At 70.9% G+C, this 16,338-nt stretch carries 16 protein-coding genes; 12 read left to right on the plus strand and 4 right to left on the minus strand.

Annotation, left to right across the window (positions count from 1 at the left end; translation table 11 throughout):
• The first annotated feature begins 64 nt into the window (after positions 1 to 64).
• Entirely contained in the window at positions 65 to 2,131 is a 2,067-nt protein-coding gene (locus HND91_RS00180; protein ID WP_343056994.1) for a M3 family metallopeptidase, read from the plus strand.
• Between the two features lie 174 nt (positions 2,132 to 2,305).
• Here the strand turns inward: HND91_RS00180 and HND91_RS00185 are convergent, their stop codons facing one another.
• Positions 2,306 to 2,890: a sigma-70 family RNA polymerase sigma factor gene (locus tag HND91_RS00185; protein ID WP_181704503.1), complete on the minus strand. Its 585-nt coding sequence runs from the start codon at positions 2,888 to 2,890 to the stop codon at positions 2,306 to 2,308.
• 406 nt (positions 2,891 to 3,296) lie between these two features.
• Here HND91_RS00185 and HND91_RS00190 point away from each other — a divergent pair, with 406 nt between their 5' ends.
• From HND91_RS00190 to HND91_RS00200, 3 genes are all read left to right on the plus strand, one after another.
• Positions 3,297 to 3,806: an invasion associated locus B family protein gene (locus HND91_RS00190; protein WP_181704504.1), complete on the plus strand. Its 510-nt coding sequence runs from the start codon at positions 3,297 to 3,299 to the stop codon at positions 3,804 to 3,806.
• Between the two features lie 190 nt (positions 3,807 to 3,996).
• The gene (rlmN, locus tag HND91_RS00195; RefSeq protein WP_181704505.1) at positions 3,997 to 5,265 is read left to right on the plus strand and encodes a dual-specificity RNA methyltransferase RlmN; all 1,269 of its coding nucleotides are present in this window, start codon (positions 3,997 to 3,999) and stop codon (positions 5,263 to 5,265) included.
• Positions 5,266 to 5,328: 63 nt separating this feature from the next.
• Positions 5,329 to 5,835 carry a hypothetical protein gene (locus HND91_RS00200; protein WP_181704506.1) on the plus strand — a complete coding sequence of 169 codons (507 nt, stop codon included), beginning with the start codon at positions 5,329 to 5,331 and terminating at the stop codon, positions 5,833 to 5,835.
• A 72-nt stretch (positions 5,836 to 5,907) separates the two neighbouring features.
• Here the strand turns inward: HND91_RS00200 and HND91_RS00205 are convergent, their stop codons facing one another.
• Positions 5,908 to 6,552, minus strand: coding sequence for a LysE family translocator (locus HND91_RS00205; protein ID WP_181704507.1), 645 nt, complete (start codon positions 6,550 to 6,552; stop codon positions 5,908 to 5,910).
• Between the two features lie 24 nt (positions 6,553 to 6,576).
• Complete coding sequence (gene thpR / locus HND91_RS00210; protein ID WP_181704508.1) at positions 6,577 to 7,116, minus strand: RNA 2',3'-cyclic phosphodiesterase; 540 nt, start codon at positions 7,114 to 7,116, stop codon at positions 6,577 to 6,579.
• Positions 7,117 to 7,248: 132 nt separating this feature from the next.
• On the opposite strand from thpR, the gene HND91_RS00215 reads away from it, so the two are divergent.
• The 6 genes from HND91_RS00215 to HND91_RS00240 all read left to right on the plus strand — a co-directional run bounded on the left by HND91_RS00215 (position 7,249) and on the right by HND91_RS00240 (position 11,315).
• On the plus strand, positions 7,249 to 7,503 hold the full coding sequence (locus HND91_RS00215) for a hypothetical protein (RefSeq protein ID WP_181704509.1): 255 nt from the start codon (positions 7,249 to 7,251) through the stop codon (positions 7,501 to 7,503).
• Positions 7,504 to 7,535: 32 nt separating this feature from the next.
• The gene (locus HND91_RS00220) at positions 7,536 to 7,973 is read left to right on the plus strand and encodes a metallopeptidase family protein (RefSeq protein ID WP_181704510.1); all 438 of its coding nucleotides are present in this window, start codon (positions 7,536 to 7,538) and stop codon (positions 7,971 to 7,973) included.
• A 243-nt stretch (positions 7,974 to 8,216) separates the two neighbouring features.
• A complete protein-coding gene (gene argC, locus HND91_RS00225; protein WP_181704511.1) occupies positions 8,217 to 9,167 on the plus strand; it encodes an N-acetyl-gamma-glutamyl-phosphate reductase in 951 nt (316 codons plus the stop codon).
• A gap of 138 nt (positions 9,168 to 9,305) precedes the next feature.
• Positions 9,306 to 9,911, plus strand: coding sequence for a 3-isopropylmalate dehydratase small subunit (gene leuD / locus HND91_RS00230; protein ID WP_181704512.1), 606 nt, complete (start codon positions 9,306 to 9,308; stop codon positions 9,909 to 9,911).
• Between the two features lie 85 nt (positions 9,912 to 9,996).
• A complete protein-coding gene (locus HND91_RS00235) occupies positions 9,997 to 10,392 on the plus strand; it encodes a RidA family protein (RefSeq protein WP_181704513.1) in 396 nt (131 codons plus the stop codon).
• 113 nt (positions 10,393 to 10,505) lie between these two features.
• A complete protein-coding gene (locus HND91_RS00240; RefSeq protein WP_246329232.1) occupies positions 10,506 to 11,315 on the plus strand; it encodes a DUF1223 domain-containing protein in 810 nt (269 codons plus the stop codon).
• Positions 11,316 to 11,604: 289 nt separating this feature from the next.
• Here the strand turns inward: HND91_RS00240 and htpG are convergent, their stop codons facing one another.
• Positions 11,605 to 13,494: a molecular chaperone HtpG gene (htpG, locus tag HND91_RS00245; protein WP_181704514.1), complete on the minus strand. Its 1,890-nt coding sequence runs from the start codon at positions 13,492 to 13,494 to the stop codon at positions 11,605 to 11,607.
• 219 nt (positions 13,495 to 13,713) lie between these two features.
• On the opposite strand from htpG, the gene HND91_RS00250 reads away from it, so the two are divergent.
• On the plus strand, positions 13,714 to 14,340 hold the full coding sequence (locus HND91_RS00250; protein ID WP_181704515.1) for an NAD(P)H-dependent oxidoreductase: 627 nt from the start codon (positions 13,714 to 13,716) through the stop codon (positions 14,338 to 14,340).
• A 475-nt stretch (positions 14,341 to 14,815) separates the two neighbouring features.
• Positions 14,816 to 16,333: a DUF6212 domain-containing protein gene (locus HND91_RS00255; protein WP_181704516.1), complete on the plus strand. Its 1,518-nt coding sequence runs from the start codon at positions 14,816 to 14,818 to the stop codon at positions 16,331 to 16,333.
• Positions 16,334 to 16,338 lie beyond the last annotated feature (5 nt).

Raw genomic sequence — 16,338 nt, forward strand, 5'->3', positions numbered from 1 at the left:
GGCCCTCCCTCGTCCTCAGCCGTTCCCGCCCGGACGGCCGCCACGCCTTGAAGAGATCAGCCCCGTGACCGAATCTCCCGCTTCCGCTCTCAATCCGGCCCTCGTCGAGTGGACCGGCCCGCACGGCCTGCCGATGTTCTCGGCTGTCCGGGACGAGGACTTCGCGCCCGCCTTCGCGGCCCTCCTGCCGGCCCACGAGGCGGAGATCGACGCCATCGCGCGCAATCCCGAGCCGCCCACCTTCGACAACACCGTGACGGCGCTGGAGCTTGCCGGAGAGGGCCTGTCGCGGACGTCGGCCCTGTTCTGGACCCGCACCGCCACGGACACCAACCCGGTCCTCCAGGCGCTGGAGCGCGACCTCGCCCCGCGCCTGTCGCGGCACTGGTCGAAGATCAGCATGAACGCGGCCCTGTTCGGCCGGATCGACGACCTCTGGTCGCGCCGCGACAGCCTCGAGCTGACGCCCGAGCAGACCCGCGTGCTGGAGCGCCACTGGAAGGGCTTCGTGCGCTCCGGCGCCAAGCTGGCGAAACCCGAGCAGGAGCGCCTCGCCGCCATCGACGAGCAACTCGCCGCGCTCCGCGCCCGCTTCGGCCAGAACCTGCTCGCCGACGAGGAGGCCACCGTGCTCCTCCTCGACGAGGGCGACCTTTCCGGCCTGCCGGACTCCTTGCGCGACGCCATGGCGGCCGAGGCGAAGGCCCGCGGCGCCGACGGCCGCTATGCCGTGAGCCTGTCGCGATCCCTGGTGGAGGCCTTCCTGGCCTTCTCGGACCGGCGCGACCTGCGCGAGCAGGTGCTCGCCGCCTTCCTGGCCCGGGGCGAGAACCCGGGCGAGCGCGACAACCGGCCCTTGATCAAGGAGATGCTGGCGCTCCGGTCCGAGGCGGCCAACCTTCTCGGCCATCCGCACCATGCCGCCCGCGTGCTGGACGACACCATGGCGAAGACGCCGGAGGCGGTGGTGACCCTGCTCCGTCAGGTCTGGGACCGGGCGGTGGTCCGTGCCCGGGAGGACGAGGAGGCCCTGGCGGCGATCGTCCGCGAGGAGGGCCGCAACCATCCCATCATGCCGTGGGACTGGCGCTACTACGCGGAGAAGCTGCGCGGCCGCACCTTCTCCTTCTCCGAATCGGAGCTGAAGCCCTATCTCTCCCTCGACGCCATGATCGCCGCCACCTTCGCGGTCGCCGAGCGCCTGTTCGGCATCAAGGCGGTGGAGATGCCGGCGGGCAGCGGCTACCACCCGGACGTCCGGGCGTTCGAGATCCGCGACGCGGACGGCAGCCTGAAGGCGCTCTTCCTCGGCGACTACTTCGCCCGTCCGACCAAGCGGTCCGGCGCCTGGATGAGCTCGTTCCAGACCCAGCACAAGCTCCCCACGGCGTCGGGCGCGGGCCGGCTGCCGATCATCTACAACGTGTGCAACTTCGCCAAGCCTCCGGCGGGCCGGCCGGCGCTCCTGTCGCTCGACGACGCCCGCACCCTGTTCCATGAATTCGGCCACGCGCTCCACGGCATCCTGTCGGACGTGACCTATCCGTCCGTGTCCGGCACGGCGGTGTCGCGCGACTTCGTGGAACTGCCGTCGCAGCTCTACGAGCACTGGCTGGCGGTGCCGGTGGTTCTGGAGGAGTTCGCCCGCCACGTCGCCACCGGCGAGCCGATGCCGCAGGATCTCCTCGACAAGGTGCTCGCCGCCCGCGGGTTCGACGCCGGGTTCGCGGCGGTGGAGTTCACCGCCTCGGCCCTCGTCGACATGGCCTTCCACACCCGCGGACCGGTGGACGACCCGATGGCCGTGGAGGCTGAGGTTCTGGCCGAGATCGGCATGCCGGAGAGCATCGCCATGCGCCACCGCAGCCCGCACTTCTCCCACATCTTCGCGGGGGGCTATTCGGCCGGCTATTATTCCTACACCTGGTCGGAGGTTCTCGACGCGGACGCCTTCGAGGCCTTCCGCGAGACCGGCGACCCGTTCGACCCGGCGGTCGCCGCCCGCCTGCGCCGGCACATCTACGCAGCCGGCGGCTCCGTCGATCCGGAAGAGGCCTACAAGGCCTTCCGCGGCCGGATGCCGGCGGTGGACGCCATGCTGATCAAGAAGGGGCTGATGGACGCCGCGTGACGACAAGGGGTCGCGCCGGCGGCCCCGCCCTCCTCCGGGCGTCTGGCCCGCAAGGGACGGGCGGGCGCGGGACGCCACGGCGCGCGGTCCGTGATGGCGATGTCCGGTGAAGGCGATCGTTGTTCGCCGGACGGGACGGCAGCCGGGCGGGGCGTCTCTCGGCCGTCGTCCGGCCTAGTCCACGTCCACCTGGGTGTCCGCCTCCAGGATCCGCCTCAGGCGGGTGAAGGCGAGGCGGATGCGGGACTTGACGGTGCCGAGGGGCAGGCCCGTCTCGTCGGCGATCTGGCTGTGGGACAGGCTCTTGAAGAAGGCGAGCTCGATCAGCTGCAGCTGTTCCTCCGGCAGTTCGCGGAGCGCGATCCGGATGCGTTCCTCGCGCAGCTGGCTGTCCAGATAGTCGTCGGCGTTGATGTTGTCCTGCGGCTGGAACGACGGCTCGTTGGGGTCGAGGTCGCCGAGCCGGTCGCGCCGGAGGCTGTCGATCCGGCGGTTGCGGGCGATGCGGAAGAGCCAGGTGCCGACCGACGACTTGGAGCGGTCGAACAGGGCGGCCTTGCGCCAGAGGGTGACCATGACCTCCTGGGTGAGCTCCTCCGCCACCCCACCCGGCGTGCCGAGCCGGACCAGATAGGCGTTGATGCGCGGCGCATAGTGGTCGAACAACTGGATGAAGGCTTCGCGGCTCTGGGTGCGCGCGACTTCCTCCACCAGGCCGGCAAAGGCCTCGTTCTGTGCGGCGGCCGGTTCACGAACCACTCTCGACGCCCCCAATCCGTCGTTCGGTCGTGACGCGCCCGATCGCAGGCGAACCGCGTGTCACCGACTTGAGAAACTCCGGCTTCAGCGCCGGGATGCCCCGCCGACCAGGGGACGAAGGGCAAGCTCACGCCCAAGGTCCGTCCTTGTCAAACTCTCGCCCGATTTGCGGCCAAGCGTGCAGCGCGACGGAGGGATCATAGACGAACTCCGTCGAACTCGCCAAGGCGCATGCCGCCACCGCTGCCGGGATGTCGTTCCCGGCGGTCCGCGGCACCTCGCTTGCAGCCTTTTCGCCTTCACCGGCAACGGTTTGGTAACCATCGGGCCGTAGCTTCGACGGAAACCTTGATGCTGGTTAACCGAAGGCCTCGGTCAGTCCGGCACGCTGGAGAATACGGAAGACATGACGAACGCACGCACGCTCGGAACGGCGCTCACCCTGCTCCTCGGCGCAGCGACGGTCGCGGGGGCGCAGCAGCAGACGCTCCTGGAGCAGTTCAACCGCTGGACCACCTATGCGTACAACGGCGCGGGTGGAAAGGTCTGCTACGCCATCACCCAGCCGCAGCGGACCGAACCCGCCGGCCTCAATCGCGACCCGGCCTACGTCTTCATCACCAACCGGCCGAAGGAAGGCGTGCGCAACGAGTTCAGCGTGGAGACCGGCTATCCCTACAAGGAAGGCTCCAAGACCTCGGTCAAGATCGGCACCGACACCTTCGTGCTCTTCACCAAGGAGAGCGGCGCCTGGGTGGAGAACGCCGCCGAGGAGAGCCGCCTGATCGCCGCCATGCGGGCGGGATCCGACATGGTGATCACCGGCACGTCGCGCCGCGGCACCGTGACCACCGACACCTATTCGCTGGCCGGCGTGACCGCCGCGGTGAACCGCATCGACCAGGAATGCCGCTGACCGCCTGAGGGGCGCTTTCGCGCGGCGGGGCGGCGGGTTTCCGGCGCCCCCTTTTGGTCGCGGGCCATCCACGCTATATGACGGACACGTACGGACCGGCCGAAGCGCGATAAGGCGCTTGCGGCCGCTCGACGCGTTGGGCGAACGCCCGGCGCCGCCCGCAAGCCTTCAGGACCGGATCTCGTTCATCATGGCGGTCACGCTCGACCTTTCGCGTCGCCCCTCCCCCTCCGCCGCGATCATCGCCCCGTCGGCCGACAAGCCGTCGCTCGTCGGCATGACCCGGAAGGAGATGGGCGAGGCCCTCGCGTCCATCGGCGTGCCGGAGCGGCAGGTGCGCATGCGCGTCGGCCAGATCTGGCACTGGCTCTACGTGCGCGGCGCGACCTCGTTCGACGCCATGACCAACGTCGCCAAGGAGCTGCGCGCGGGCCTTGCCGCCGCCTTCACGCTGAAGCGGCCGGAGATCGTGACCGAGCAGATCTCCCGCGACGGCACCCGCAAGTGGCTGCTGCGCTTCCCGCCGCGCGGCGCCGGCCGGCCGGTGGAGATCGAGACCGTCTACATTCCGGAGGAGGGACGCGGCACCCTGTGCGTCTCGTCCCAGGTCGGGTGCACGCTGACCTGCTCCTTCTGCCACACCGGCACCCAGACCCTCGTCCGCAACCTGACGGCCGAGGAGATCCTGGCCCAGATCCTCGTCGCGCGCGACCGGCTGGGCGACTATCCGAACGCCCAGCAGACCGCCGACGGCATGATCCCGAGCGAGGGCCGGCTCGTCTCCAACATCGTCATGATGGGCATGGGCGAGCCGCTCTACAATTTCGACGCGGTGAAGCAGGCGCTGCTGATCGCCACCGACGGCGACGGCCTGTCGCTCTCCAAGCGGCGGGTGACGCTCTCCACCTCCGGCGTGGTGCCGAACATCGCCCGCACGGGCGACGAGATCGGCGTGATGCTGGCGATCTCGCTCCACGCGGTGCGGGACGACCTCCGCGACATCCTGGTGCCGCTCAACAAGAAGTATCCGCTGAAGGACCTGCTCGCCGCCTGCCGGGCCTATCCGGGCCTGTCCAACGCCCGCCGGATCACCTTCGAGTACGTGATGCTCGACGAGGTGAACGACAGCCTCGCCGACGCGCGGGAACTCGTCCGCCTGCTGAAGGGCATCCCGGCGAAGATCAACCTCATCCCGTTCAACCCGTGGCCGGGCTCCAACTACGGCTGCTCGTCGTGGGACCGGATCGAGGCCTTCGCCAAGGTGGTGAACGACGCCGGCTACGCCTCGCCGATCCGCACCCCGCGCGGCCGCGACATCCTGGCCGCCTGCGGCCAGCTGAAGTCAGAGACCGAACGCCTGCGCAAGCGCGACCGGGAGGCCCTGGAGGCCGCCGGTCCGCTGGAGAGCGAGAGCGACTGGGCCATGCGCGCCATGGTGTCCGGTCTCGGCGAGGACTGATCGCGGACGGGCGGCGGCAACGGACCGGCCGCCCACCACGCGGACGAGGGAGAAGGACGGCTCATGCGCGCGGTCGGCCGGGTGTTCGCCACCATGATCGGCTTCCTGGCGGCCATCGCGACCGCGGCCGCCTTCTTCGTCGCCGTGAAGGTGGGCGTCGAGCCCGCGTCGGCGGAGACGGCCGGCTGGTTCTGGGGGCAGTTCGCCCTCTACGGCGGGCTGACCGCGGCGGTGGTCGGCTCCATGGCCTTCGTGCCGGCCGTGATCCTGGCGCTCGTGACGGAAGTGCTTGGCATCCGCTCCGTGATCGTCCACGCCGGCGCCTGGGGGCTGATGGGCCTCGCGGCGGCGACCGCCTTCGGCGGGCTGCAGGCGGGGGACACCACGCTTGAGGCGGACGGATCCATCCTGATGGCGACCGGCTTCGTGGCCGGGCTCGTCTACTGGGTGGTGGCCGGCCGGAACGCCGGGCTGATGCCGGCCGAACCGCCGCCGCGGCGGCTGGACGGGTCCGTGAAGGCGCCGGAGACGGGCGCTTCGAAGACGGGCGCGCCCGACCGGGCGGCCTGACGCGGCGCTCCTCTCCCCCGACGCCACGAGTGCGCGCCCGAGCCCGCCGTCCGGCGGACCGGCGCGTCCGGGTCAGCCGGTGCGCGTCGCCAGCAGGCGGACGGCGAAGGCTCCCATGACGCCGGCGAACAGCCAGTCGAGCGCGCGCATGATCGCGGGCCGGGCCTTGAGGGCGGCGGCGAGGGCGGACGCGCCGAGGATCATCGCGATGGTCGGCGGCAGCGTGACCGGGATGTACCAGAGCCCGAGAACGAACAGCTTCGCGGCCGCCTGCGGATCGGCGGCATCGACGAACTGCGGCAGGAAGGTGAGGAAGAAGAGCACGATCTTCGGGTTGAGGACGTTGACCAGAAAGCCGGTGAGAAAGCTGCGGGCGAGCGACGGCCGCGCCTCGCCGGCCCCCTCGGCGGGCGCGAAGGCGGAGCCCTTGCGGACCGCCTGGACGGCGAGGAACAGGAGATAGAGCGCCCCGGCGATCTTCAGCGCCGTGAAGGCCGCCGCGGACGCGGCCACGAGGGCGGAAAGGCCGACGGCGGCGAACACCGCGTGGCAGACGAGGCCGGCGGCGGTGCCCAGGAAGGCCGCGAAGCCCGCCGCCCGCCCGTGGGCGAGCGTGCGGCCAACGTAGAGCGCCATGTCCGGCCCCGGCGTGAGGGTGAGAAGCACCACCGCGCCGGTGTAGGCGAGGAGGACGGGCCAGTCGGGAAGCACGCTCATCGATGCACCGTCGCCGCGCGAGGATCAGGCCGCCAGCGGATAGGCCTCCTCGATGAGGTAGGGGCCACCGCCGGTCGAGGCCCGGGACGAGTAGAGGACGAAGCGGTCCACGTCAAAGGGGGGCACCCGGAAGTCGCCATGGGCGGCGAGCCAGGCCGCCGCGTCCGCCGACGAGGTGCCGCGCAGCCGCGCGATGGTGACGTGCGGCACGTAGCGCCGGCCCTCCGCCGGCAGGCCGAGCCGCTGCAGGATGCGCTCGTGCTCGGCCTGGAGCTCGACGAGGCCGGGCGTCGGCTCCACCCGGGCGTAGAGCGAGTGGGGCGAGCGGCCGGAGGCGAAGCAGTCGAGCCCGGAGAGGGTGAGGCGGAACGGCGGCCGGTAGACCCGGTCGAGGGCGTTGGCCACCTCGTCGGCGGTGCGCCCGTCGGTATCGCCGATGAAGCGCAGGGTGACGTGGTAGTTCTCCGGATCGATCCAGCGGGCCCCGGGCAGGCCGCCCTTCAGAAGCGAGAGGTGCATCGCCACCGGAGAGGGGATCTCGAGCGCGGTGAAGAGTCTCGTCATGGGCGACCTCCGGATTCGCGACGGGCCGTCGTGTAGAGTGTGAAGACAAGCCGCCTCCGGATGCAAGCCTTTCGGACCCCGGCGGCGGTCCGGCCTCATCCGTCTGAACGGCCGGACCAGGAGGAGAGATCCATGACGACAAGAGAGGATCCGAACGAGGCGCGGGCCGAGGCGGCGCGGCGCGAGATGGAGCGGATCACCGCCCAATCGGGCGCCTTCGCGGAGCCGATCCTCACCCGCTCCAAGACCCGGCTCGGGCGCCATTTCGGCGCCGCGGACGTGGACGAGGAGGATCCGGTGGAGCGGCGCGCCGTGATCATCGGTCGCGCGCTGTCGCTCCTCGCCACGGTGGGGCTTCTGGTCTGGCTCGCGAGCGCCTATCTCTGACCGGAGGACAGACCGCAGCCGAGACCCCATCCATGAGCCGACCGGACGACACCGCCCGACGCATTGCGCGCTGGCACGACGCCGCCGCGCCCGACCTCGACGACTTCGTCGCCCTCGGGGACAAGGCGTTCGCGGAGCTGCCGGAGGCGTTCCGCGCCCTCTGCGGCGACGTGGAGATCCGGGTGGACGACTTCCCCGACGACGAGGCCCTGAAGGACCTGGGTCTGGAGAGCCCGTTCGATCTCCTGGGCCTCTTCCAGGGCGTCGGGCTCGCCCACGACAGCGTGGTCGGCCACACGGGCCGGATGCCGAACCGGGTCTGGCTCTACCGGCGACCGATCCTCGACTACTGGGCCGAGCACGAGGAGACCCTGGGCGCCGTGGTGACCCACGTGCTGATCCACGAGATCGGCCATCATTTCGGCCTCTCCGACGACGACATGGACGCCATCGAGGCGGCGGCGGGCTGAGGCCGGCCGCGCGGGCGCCGGGACCGGACCCGGCGCTGCGCCCCGTCCTGGCCCGGCCGCGGGCTTCGGTGCCGGCGACGGTCCGCCGCCCGGTGCGGCCGTCGTCCGGGTCTCGTTCCACGCGGGGCGGACCCGCGTCCGGCCGTCATGACAGGGACCGGCGCTTGATGATAGGAAACCGCTCGTCGGCCGCGGCGGTCCAGCCCCCGCGGCCCTTCAGCCATCTCCGTAGGACTTCGGGCCATGACCCTTGCGAGCATCTTCATCGACGGCGAGGCCGGCACCACCGGGCTGCAGATCCGCGAGCGCCTCGCCGGCCGCTCCGACGTGACGCTCCTCTCCATCGCGCCGGAGAAGCGCAAGGACCCGGAGGAGCGCCGCCGCCTGCTGAACGCCGCCGACGTGGCGATCCTCTGCTTGCCGGACGACGCCGCCCGGGAGGCGGTGTCGCTGATCGAGAACCCGGCGACGCGGGTGATCGACGCCTCCACGGCCTTCCGCATCGCGGACGGCTGGACCTACGGCTTCGCCGAGATGGCGCCCGGCCAGGCCGAGGCGATCGCCGGCGCGAACCGGGTGGCGAACCCGGGCTGCTACCCGCAGGGCCTGATCGCCACCGTGCGGCCGCTGGTCGACGCCGGCCTCCTGCCGGCGGACACGCCGATCACCCTCAACGCCCTTTCCGGCTATTCGGGCGGCGGCAAGGCGATGATCGCCGAGTACGAGACGGCCGAGGACCCGGCGCCCTACATGCCCTACGCCCTCGGCTTCAGGCACAAGCACCTGCCGGAGATGAAGCGCTACGCGGGCCTCGCGCAGGACCCGCTGTTCCAGCCGGCGGTGGGCGCCTTCGCCCAGGGCATGCTGACCTTCGTGCCGCTGCAGCTCTGGTCCGTGCCCGGCACGCCGACCGTGAAGGCGATCCACGACGCGCTGACCGCCCGCTACGACGGCGAGGCCTTCGTGTCGGTGGCGCCGCTGGAGGCGGTGGAGAAGCTGCCGACCCTCGATCCGCGCGTCTTCAACGACACCAACCGCATGCGCCTCCACGTGTTCGGCAACGACGACCGCCGGCAGGCGCTGCTCGTCGCCGTCTACGACAACCTCGGCAAGGGCGCGTCGGGCGCGGCGGTGCAGAACCTGAACCTGATGCTGGGGCGCGACCCGACCATGGGCCTCGTCAAGGCGGCGTGACCGGACGGCCGGCGGGCGCGCGACGGCGGCCGCCCTTGTTTTCGCCTTGACCGGAACCGGGCGGTTTCCCTAGAGACAAGGGCACGAGAACCGGGCCGTCCCCGACGGGGCCGGCCGACGGATTTGGACGAGGGTCCCATGCAGAAGTTCACCGTGCTCACCGGCGTCGCGGCGCCGCTGCCGATCGTCAATGTCGACACCGACATGATCATCCCCAAGCAGTACCTGAAGACGATCAAGCGCACCGGGCTCGGCACGGGCCTCTTCTCGGAGATGCGCTTCAACGAGGACGGCACCGAGAACCCGGACTTCGTGCTCAACAAGCCGGCCTACCGGAACGCCCAGATCCTGATCGCCGGCGACAACTTCGGCTGCGGCTCCTCGCGCGAGCACGCCCCGTGGGCGCTGCTCGACTTCGGCATCCGCTGCGTGATCTCCACCTCGTTCGCCGACATCTTCTACAACAACACCTTCAAGAACGGCATCCTGCCGATCGTGGTGACGCCGGACGAGCTGAAGCTCCTGATGGACGACGCGGAGCGCGGCGCCAACGCGGTGCTGACGGTGGACCTGGACGCCCAGACCATCACCGGCCCGGACGGCGGCACCATCCGGTTCGACATCGACCCGTTCAAGAAGCACTGCCTGCTGAACGGCCTCGACGACATCGGCCTGACCATGGAGAAGCAGCCCTCCATCGCGGCCTTCGAGACCCGGCTCGCCGCCGAGCGCCCCTGGGCCTGACGGCCCGGCCCGGCACCCCCCGTCACGGCGTCGGCCCCGCGGCCGGCGCCGTTTTCGCATCCGCGACCAGGAAGGACCGCGCCCGATGACACGGCCCACGACCCGGACCCTCGTCTCCACCGGTTCGCCGTTCGAGGCGGCCGCCGGCTATTCCCGCGCGGTGATCGACGGCGACTGGGCGTTCGTGGCCGGCACCACCGGCTACGACTATGCCGCCATGGCCATGCCGGAGAGCGTGGAGGACCAGACCCGCAACGCCATGGAGACGATCCGCAAGGCCCTGGCCGAGGGCGGCTTCGCGCTCGAGGACGTGGTGCGGGCCACCTACTACGTGACGGACGCGGCCCATGCGGACGTGGTGTTTCCCGTGGTGGGATCCTATTTCGCCGCCATCCGGCCGGCCGCCACCATGATCGTGTGCGGGCTGATCCGGCCGGAGATGAAGGTGGAGATCGAGGTGACGGCCAAGCGGCGGGCGTGATCGCCGGTGCCGGACGGGTCAACCAGATTTGAGTGGCACCGATCCGGCCATGCTCCATATTGGATCGTGACGGCGGGCGACAGGCGCCCGGCCGCGACGATGCGTTTGGACCCATGCGTATGAAGGCCGAAACACCGGGACGGATCACAGGCGGGCGGCTGAAGCCGCTGGCCGTGGGCTGCCTCTTGGCGGCGCTGGGCGCCGCCCAGGCGATCGGCGGCGGCCAGGCGCACGCCGGCGAGGCGGCGCGGACCGTGACGGTGGTGGAGCTCTTCACCAGCCAGGGTTGCTCGTCCTGCCCGCCGGCGGACCAGACCCTCGCGAACCTCGCGGCGGACCCCTCGGTGATCGCCCTCACCTTTCCGGTCGACTACTGGGACTACCTCGGCTGGCGCGACACCTTCGCCCGGCCGGACTTCTCCAAGCGCCAGAAGGGCTACGCCAAGGTGCGGGGGGACAACGAGGTCTACACCCCGCAGGCGGTGATCAACGGCAGCGTGGCGGTGATCGGCTCCGACGAGCACAAGGTGCGCGGCGCGATCGAGACCGCGCGGCGGTCCGGCCACGGGCCGAGCGTGCCGATCAGCGCCCGGGTGGAGGGCGACAAGGTCATCGTGGAGGTGCCGGCCGGCGCGCCGCTTCCCGGCCAGCGCACCTCGCTCTGGATCGCGGCCTTCCGGGAGCCGACCACCGTGTCGATCGACAAGGGCGAGAACACCGGCCGCACCGTGACCTACACCAACGTGGTGGAGCGCTGGCAGGTGCTCGGCATCTGGGACGGCACCGCCATGCGGGTGGAACTGCCGCTCGCCGACATCGCCCAGGACGGAACGGCCGGCTGCGCCGTGATCCTGCAGGCGAAGAAGCACGACAAGCCGAGCCGCATCCTGGGCGCCGCGAAGATCGATCTCCTGAGCAACTAAGCGGGGCGACGGCGGAAGCCGCGGGAGGCGGCGTGACGATCCGCGGGTGGCGCCCGACGCGTTTCCCGTGAGGCGGATCATGCGTGCGGTCGTCCGTCGTCGCGGTTCCCAGGCGTGGGTGGTCCGCCTGCGCGGACCATGACGGGAGGAGGATCGGGCGCTCCGCTTGCCACCGGGGACTCCGCTTGCGACCGGGGCTCCGCTTGCGACCGGGCGGTCCGCTTGCGACCGGGGACTCTTCGTGCGAGCGGGCGCTCCGCTCGTCGTCGGAGCGCCCGGCTCGTTCGTGTCACCCGAAGGCCTTCTCCATCAGGTCGGCGACGGCGGCCGCGAAGGCGGCGGGGTTGTCGGGGGCTTCGCCGTCGAGGATGCGGGCCTGGCCGAGGAGGAGCGGGGCTGCGTCGCGGACGGCGGAGTCGCCGGCCGAGGCCTTGGCGGCGAGGGCCTTGATGAGGCCGTGGCGCGGGTTGATCTCCAGCACCGGCGCCGACAGGGCGTCGCGCCCTTCGTGGCGGGCCATCAGCTTCTCGGCCATCTTGTCGAGGCCGAAGTCGGAGGCGACGAGGCAGACCGGGCTGGACGCGAGGCGAGCCGACGCCCGCACGTCCGCGACGCCGTTGCCGAGGACGTCCTTGAGGACCGTCACGAGGGCGGCCACGTCGCCCGCGTCGGCGCTCTCGCCGGCCGCCGGATCGGTAAGCGGGATGGCGTCGAGGTCGGCCGAGCCCTGGGTGACCGACTTGAACGGCTTGCCGTCAAAGCCGAGGGCGGTGCGCACCCAGAAGGCGTCGACCGGGTCGGTGAGGATGAGGACCTCGATGCCGCGGGCCTTGTACCCTTCGAGGTGGGGCGAGGACAGCACCTGCTCGCGGGTCTCGCCGAGGGCGTAGTAGAGGGCGGTCTGGTTCTCCTTCAGGTCCTTGACCACCTCGGCGAGGCCGCGCCAGCCGTCGCCCGACGTGGTGGTGCGGAAGCGCGCCACCTTGAAGAGGTCGTCGCGCCGGTCGGGCGCCTCGTAGAGACCCTCCTTCAGGACCGGTCCGAACGCGTCCCACACCTTGGCGAAGGCCTCCGCGTCGGTCTCGGACAGCCGGGTGAGTTCGGAGAGGACGCGGCTGGTGACGCCCTTGCCGATCGCCTCCAGGACCGGGTTCTTCTGCAGCATCTCGCGGGAGAGATTGAGCGGCAGGTCTTCCGAATCGATCACGCCGCGCACGAAGCGCAGCCAGCCGGGCAGGATCTCGGCCTCGTCGGTGATGAAGACGCGGCGGACGTAGAGCTTCACGCGGCCCTTGCGGGACGGATCGAACAGGTCGAACGGCTTCTGCGACGGCACGAACAGGAGGACGGCGTATTCGTGCCGGCCCTCGGCCCGATAGTGGAGCGTGAGCGCCGGCTCGTCGAACATGCCGCCCACGTGGCCGTAGAACTCGCGGTATTCCTCGGGCGTGACGGACGCCTTCGGCTTCACCCAGAGCGCGGAGCCGTCGGCGAGGTCGCGCGTCTCCCCGGCGCCCTCGGCGCGGTAGCGGATCGGCACGGGCACGTGGGCCGAATAGGCGCGCACGATGCGCTCGATGGTGTGCTCCTCCGCGTAGGCTTTGGCGTCGTCGAGCAGGAAGAGCTCCACGCGGGTGCCGCGGACGGGCGCCTCGTCGAGCGGCACGGGGGCGATCTGGAACGTGCCCTTGCCGTCGCTCTCCCAGGCGAAGGCCTCGGCCGTGCCGGCCTTGCGCGAGACGACGCGCACCCGCTCGGCCACCATGAAGGCGGAGTAGAAGCCGACGCCGAACTGGCCGATCAGCTGGTTGCCTTCCTTGGCGTCCTTCAGGCTGTCCAGGAAGGCGCGGGTGCCGGAGCGCGCGATGGTGCCGAGGTTGTCCTTCAGCTCGTCGTGGCTCATGCCGATGCCGTTGTCGGCGACCACGAGCCGCCCGTCGGCGGCGTCGCCCGCGATCGTGATGGCGAGCGGGCTGTCGTCGCCGGCGAGGAGCGAGGTGTCGGCGAGCGACAGGTAGCGCAGCTTCTCGCACGCGTCGGCCGCGTTGGAGACGAGCTCGCGCAGGAAGATGTCCTTGTCGGAATAGACGGCGTGCACCATCAGGTGCAGGAGGCGGGACACCTCCGCCTCGAAGGCGTGGCGCTCGACGGCCGGCGTGTCGCTGTCGATGGTCGTCATGGGTCGCTTCTTCTTTGCACTGGCAGCCCGGCGAACGGGCGCTCGATGACGATGGGCGGGAAGATCGTCTCCTCCCCGGCGGCCGAGATATCGCCTCGGCTCGGCCCGGATTCAAGCTTTGATCGGGGCGCCGATCCGGGCGGCTGACCTGGATCAAGGCGCGCCGCCGGCGGTTCGGCGAGGATCGCATCCTCCCGGACCAGCCGAACGGCGCCAGCCATGACCGCAGACCAGTCCCCCTCCCCCGCCCCATCCGCCGCCCCGACCGGCCGGCGCATCGTCGTCGTCGACGGGCATCCGGACCCGGACCCGGCCCGGCTCTGCCACGCGCTCGCGGCCGCCTATGCCGACGGGGCGCGCGAAGCCGGGCACGCGGTGGAGGTGATCCCGCTCTGCCGGCTGGACATCCCGTTCCTGCGCACCCAGGCGGCCTTCGAGCACGGGGCGGTGCCGGACAGCCTGAAGCCAGCGGCGGACGCCATCGTGGCGGCGGACCACCTGGTGCTGGTGTTCCCGCTGTGGCTGGGGACCGCGCCGGCCCTGGTGAAGGCCTTCCTGGAACAGGTGGCGCGGCCGGGCATCGCCTTCGCCTACCGGGAGAAGGGCTTTCCGGAGAAGCGCTTCAAGGGCAAGTCGGCCCGCCTCGTGGTGACCATGGGCATGCCGGCGGCGATCTATCGCTGGTGGTACGGCGCCCTCGGGATCCGCGGCATCGAGCGCAACATCCTCGCCTTCGTGGGCGTCTCGCCGATCCGCCGGACCCTGATCGGCGGCGTCGGCGCCCCGGGCGGGGCCGCTCGAGCGGCCCTCGAGCGGATGCGGGCGCTCGGCGCGCGAGCGGCCTGACGGTCCAATCCAGGCCTGAGAACCGCCGCACGGGCCCGGCGGGTCGGGACCACACGCCGGCCGCGCCCGCGCCGAAGCGGCCGGCGCGCCCCGGCCTTTGCCGGTTTCTTCCCTGTATTCCGTCGATTGATCCGACCCCGTTAAGCATCGCTTCACGGCCCGCCCGCGGGCGCCGGTCCGCCGGCGCAAGGTCGACGCGACTTAACGGGGTTTCTGCGGCCGGTTTCAACGACGGTTAATAATGCGCTGCACCCCCGATCGATCTCCAGGCGGCGGAAACCCGGCTTGCGTTCAATTTGAACGATCGCCGGAAGTTGATGCGGCGGATTTTCTATAAAAAGATCTTGTTGCACGCATCCTTCGGAGCATCCACACTGGTGACAGTGAGATTGAGAGAAAATTTACTTCCATGAACGGGAGATTATCTGCCCGGATTGGAAGCAACTCTTGAAAACCGCGCGATCGGGAGTTTTCGATGGCCCAGGCGGCACAAAGGTTTGAGCTGAACCCGGAATACCTGAGCGGTCTTCTGTCCGAGCCGGTGGTGATCGCGGTCGGTCTCGATCGCGACGCGCTCGGGGACGAACTGATCCATGCGGCCACGGTGGTGTGGTTCGACGGCGTGCGCGACGGCGCCGCCACCTTCACGGACGCCCGCAACGTGGTGTCCACCCTCGTGGAGGCGCCGCTCTACACCGCCGCCATCCTGGTGCAGGAGCGCGGATCGCTGGCCGAGAAGCGGCTGCTGCGCTGGCTGGAGGACCGGGGCGTGACCGCCCGGGTGCCGGTGCTGGAATGGTGCCTGGAGCGCCGGGCCGACGGCATCGCCCGGGTGCTGAAGGAGATCACCAAGCTCGTGACCGTCAGCGCCCGCGGCCGGGTGCAGGCCTTCCGCGAGCTCTCGGCCCTTCGCCAGATGAACGAGGACCTGCAGAACCGCTTCGCCGCCCTGGAGGGCTTCCTGCAGCGCCGGGGCCTGCAGCCCCACGACCTCGTCTTCTCCAACGACCCGGTGATCGACCCGTCCCACCCGAACCTGATGGCCGAGTTCGCCGCGGACGGCATCGCCCAGATCCTGCCGGTCGCCTCCAACGGGGTGAGCGCCATCGGCATCCACTTCGACCAGCCGCCGGTGGACATGGACGCCCGGCTGCTCGTCCAGCTGGTCAGCCTGGAGGACCAGCGCATCCTGGACCGGTGGATCGTGCCGGCGAACGAGATCGCGACCGGCTGGACCATCCTCGGCCTTCGCCGCGCGCTCGCCGGCGTGCGCCGGACGTTGGAGCTGCGCCTGAAGCTGCAGGGCGACGAGCAGTCCATGCCGGGCCTCTCCCTCGGCGGCCTGCAGCCCCTGGAGATGTTCCGCATCCGCAACGCCGCCACGGGCGGCGCCATCCTGAAGAACAGCCTGGCGCTCCAGGTCTGGTGCGGCCTGCCGGGCGTCTCCCTGCCCGGCTGGGCGACGGTGATCCCGGCGGTGACGCCGGAAACCCTGCGCGACGGCTTCCGCGACGTGCCGGTGGCGCCGGGCATCGTGGACCTCATCGAGCTCGCCAACCCGGACGAGGTGTCGTTCGACTTCGCCGCCGTCGCGCCCATCCCGCAGGAGCGGGCGGTGCAGTGCCATCCGCCGGCGGTGGGCATGACCATCGGTCGCCTGCCGGCCGTGTGCCCGCCGTCGGTGATCCGGGTCTCCGGAACCGCGACGGTCGCCAACGAGAAGGCGCGGCCGGTGGAATTCGCCATCGTGGTGGCCGGCGACGCCGCCAAGGCCCGGGCGCTTCTGGCCGGCACGCGCCTGCCCGCCCCCGGCGAGGCCTTCTCCGGCTGGGTGCGGTGCGCCTCGGACGAGGAGCGCCGGGTGAGCGCGTTCATGACCGACCAGATCGACGCCTGGCAGAACATCTTCGTGGCGACCCGCATGCTGGAGCCCGGCGACAACAGCTTCGCCTGGGCCCGGATGTCCGACATCAGCCTGATGGTCAACGAGTGAGCGGC

It is taken from the genome of Chthonobacter rhizosphaerae (assembly GCF_013839525.1).
Taxonomy (GTDB): Bacteria; Pseudomonadota; Alphaproteobacteria; order Rhizobiales; family Pleomorphomonadaceae; genus Chthonobacter; species Chthonobacter rhizosphaerae.

Coding starts and splice junctions, on each gene's coding strand:
- HND91_RS00205 (WP_181704507.1), bottom strand. CDS start 6,552: ATGAGCGTGCTTCCCGACTGGCCCGTCCTCCTCGCCTACACCGGCGCG.
- leuD (WP_181704512.1), top strand. CDS start 9,306: ATGCAGAAGTTCACCGTGCTCACCGGCGTCGCGGCGCCGCTGCCGATC.
- HND91_RS00235 (WP_181704513.1), top strand. CDS start 9,997: ATGACACGGCCCACGACCCGGACCCTCGTCTCCACCGGTTCGCCGTTC.
- HND91_RS00200 (WP_181704506.1), top strand. CDS start 5,329: ATGCGCGCGGTCGGCCGGGTGTTCGCCACCATGATCGGCTTCCTGGCG.
- HND91_RS00240 (WP_246329232.1), top strand. CDS start 10,506: ATGCGTATGAAGGCCGAAACACCGGGACGGATCACAGGCGGGCGGCTG.
- HND91_RS00250 (WP_181704515.1), top strand. CDS start 13,714: ATGACCGCAGACCAGTCCCCCTCCCCCGCCCCATCCGCCGCCCCGACC.
- HND91_RS00255 (WP_181704516.1), top strand. CDS start 14,816: ATGGCCCAGGCGGCACAAAGGTTTGAGCTGAACCCGGAATACCTGAGC.
- HND91_RS00220 (WP_181704510.1), top strand. CDS start 7,536: ATGAGCCGACCGGACGACACCGCCCGACGCATTGCGCGCTGGCACGAC.
- argC (WP_181704511.1), top strand. CDS start 8,217: ATGACCCTTGCGAGCATCTTCATCGACGGCGAGGCCGGCACCACCGGG.
- HND91_RS00215 (WP_181704509.1), top strand. CDS start 7,249: ATGACGACAAGAGAGGATCCGAACGAGGCGCGGGCCGAGGCGGCGCGG.
- HND91_RS00190 (WP_181704504.1), top strand. CDS start 3,297: ATGACGAACGCACGCACGCTCGGAACGGCGCTCACCCTGCTCCTCGGC.
- thpR (WP_181704508.1), bottom strand. CDS start 7,116: ATGACGAGACTCTTCACCGCGCTCGAGATCCCCTCTCCGGTGGCGATG.
- htpG (WP_181704514.1), bottom strand. CDS start 13,494: ATGACGACCATCGACAGCGACACGCCGGCCGTCGAGCGCCACGCCTTC.
- rlmN (WP_181704505.1), top strand. CDS start 3,997: ATGGCGGTCACGCTCGACCTTTCGCGTCGCCCCTCCCCCTCCGCCGCG.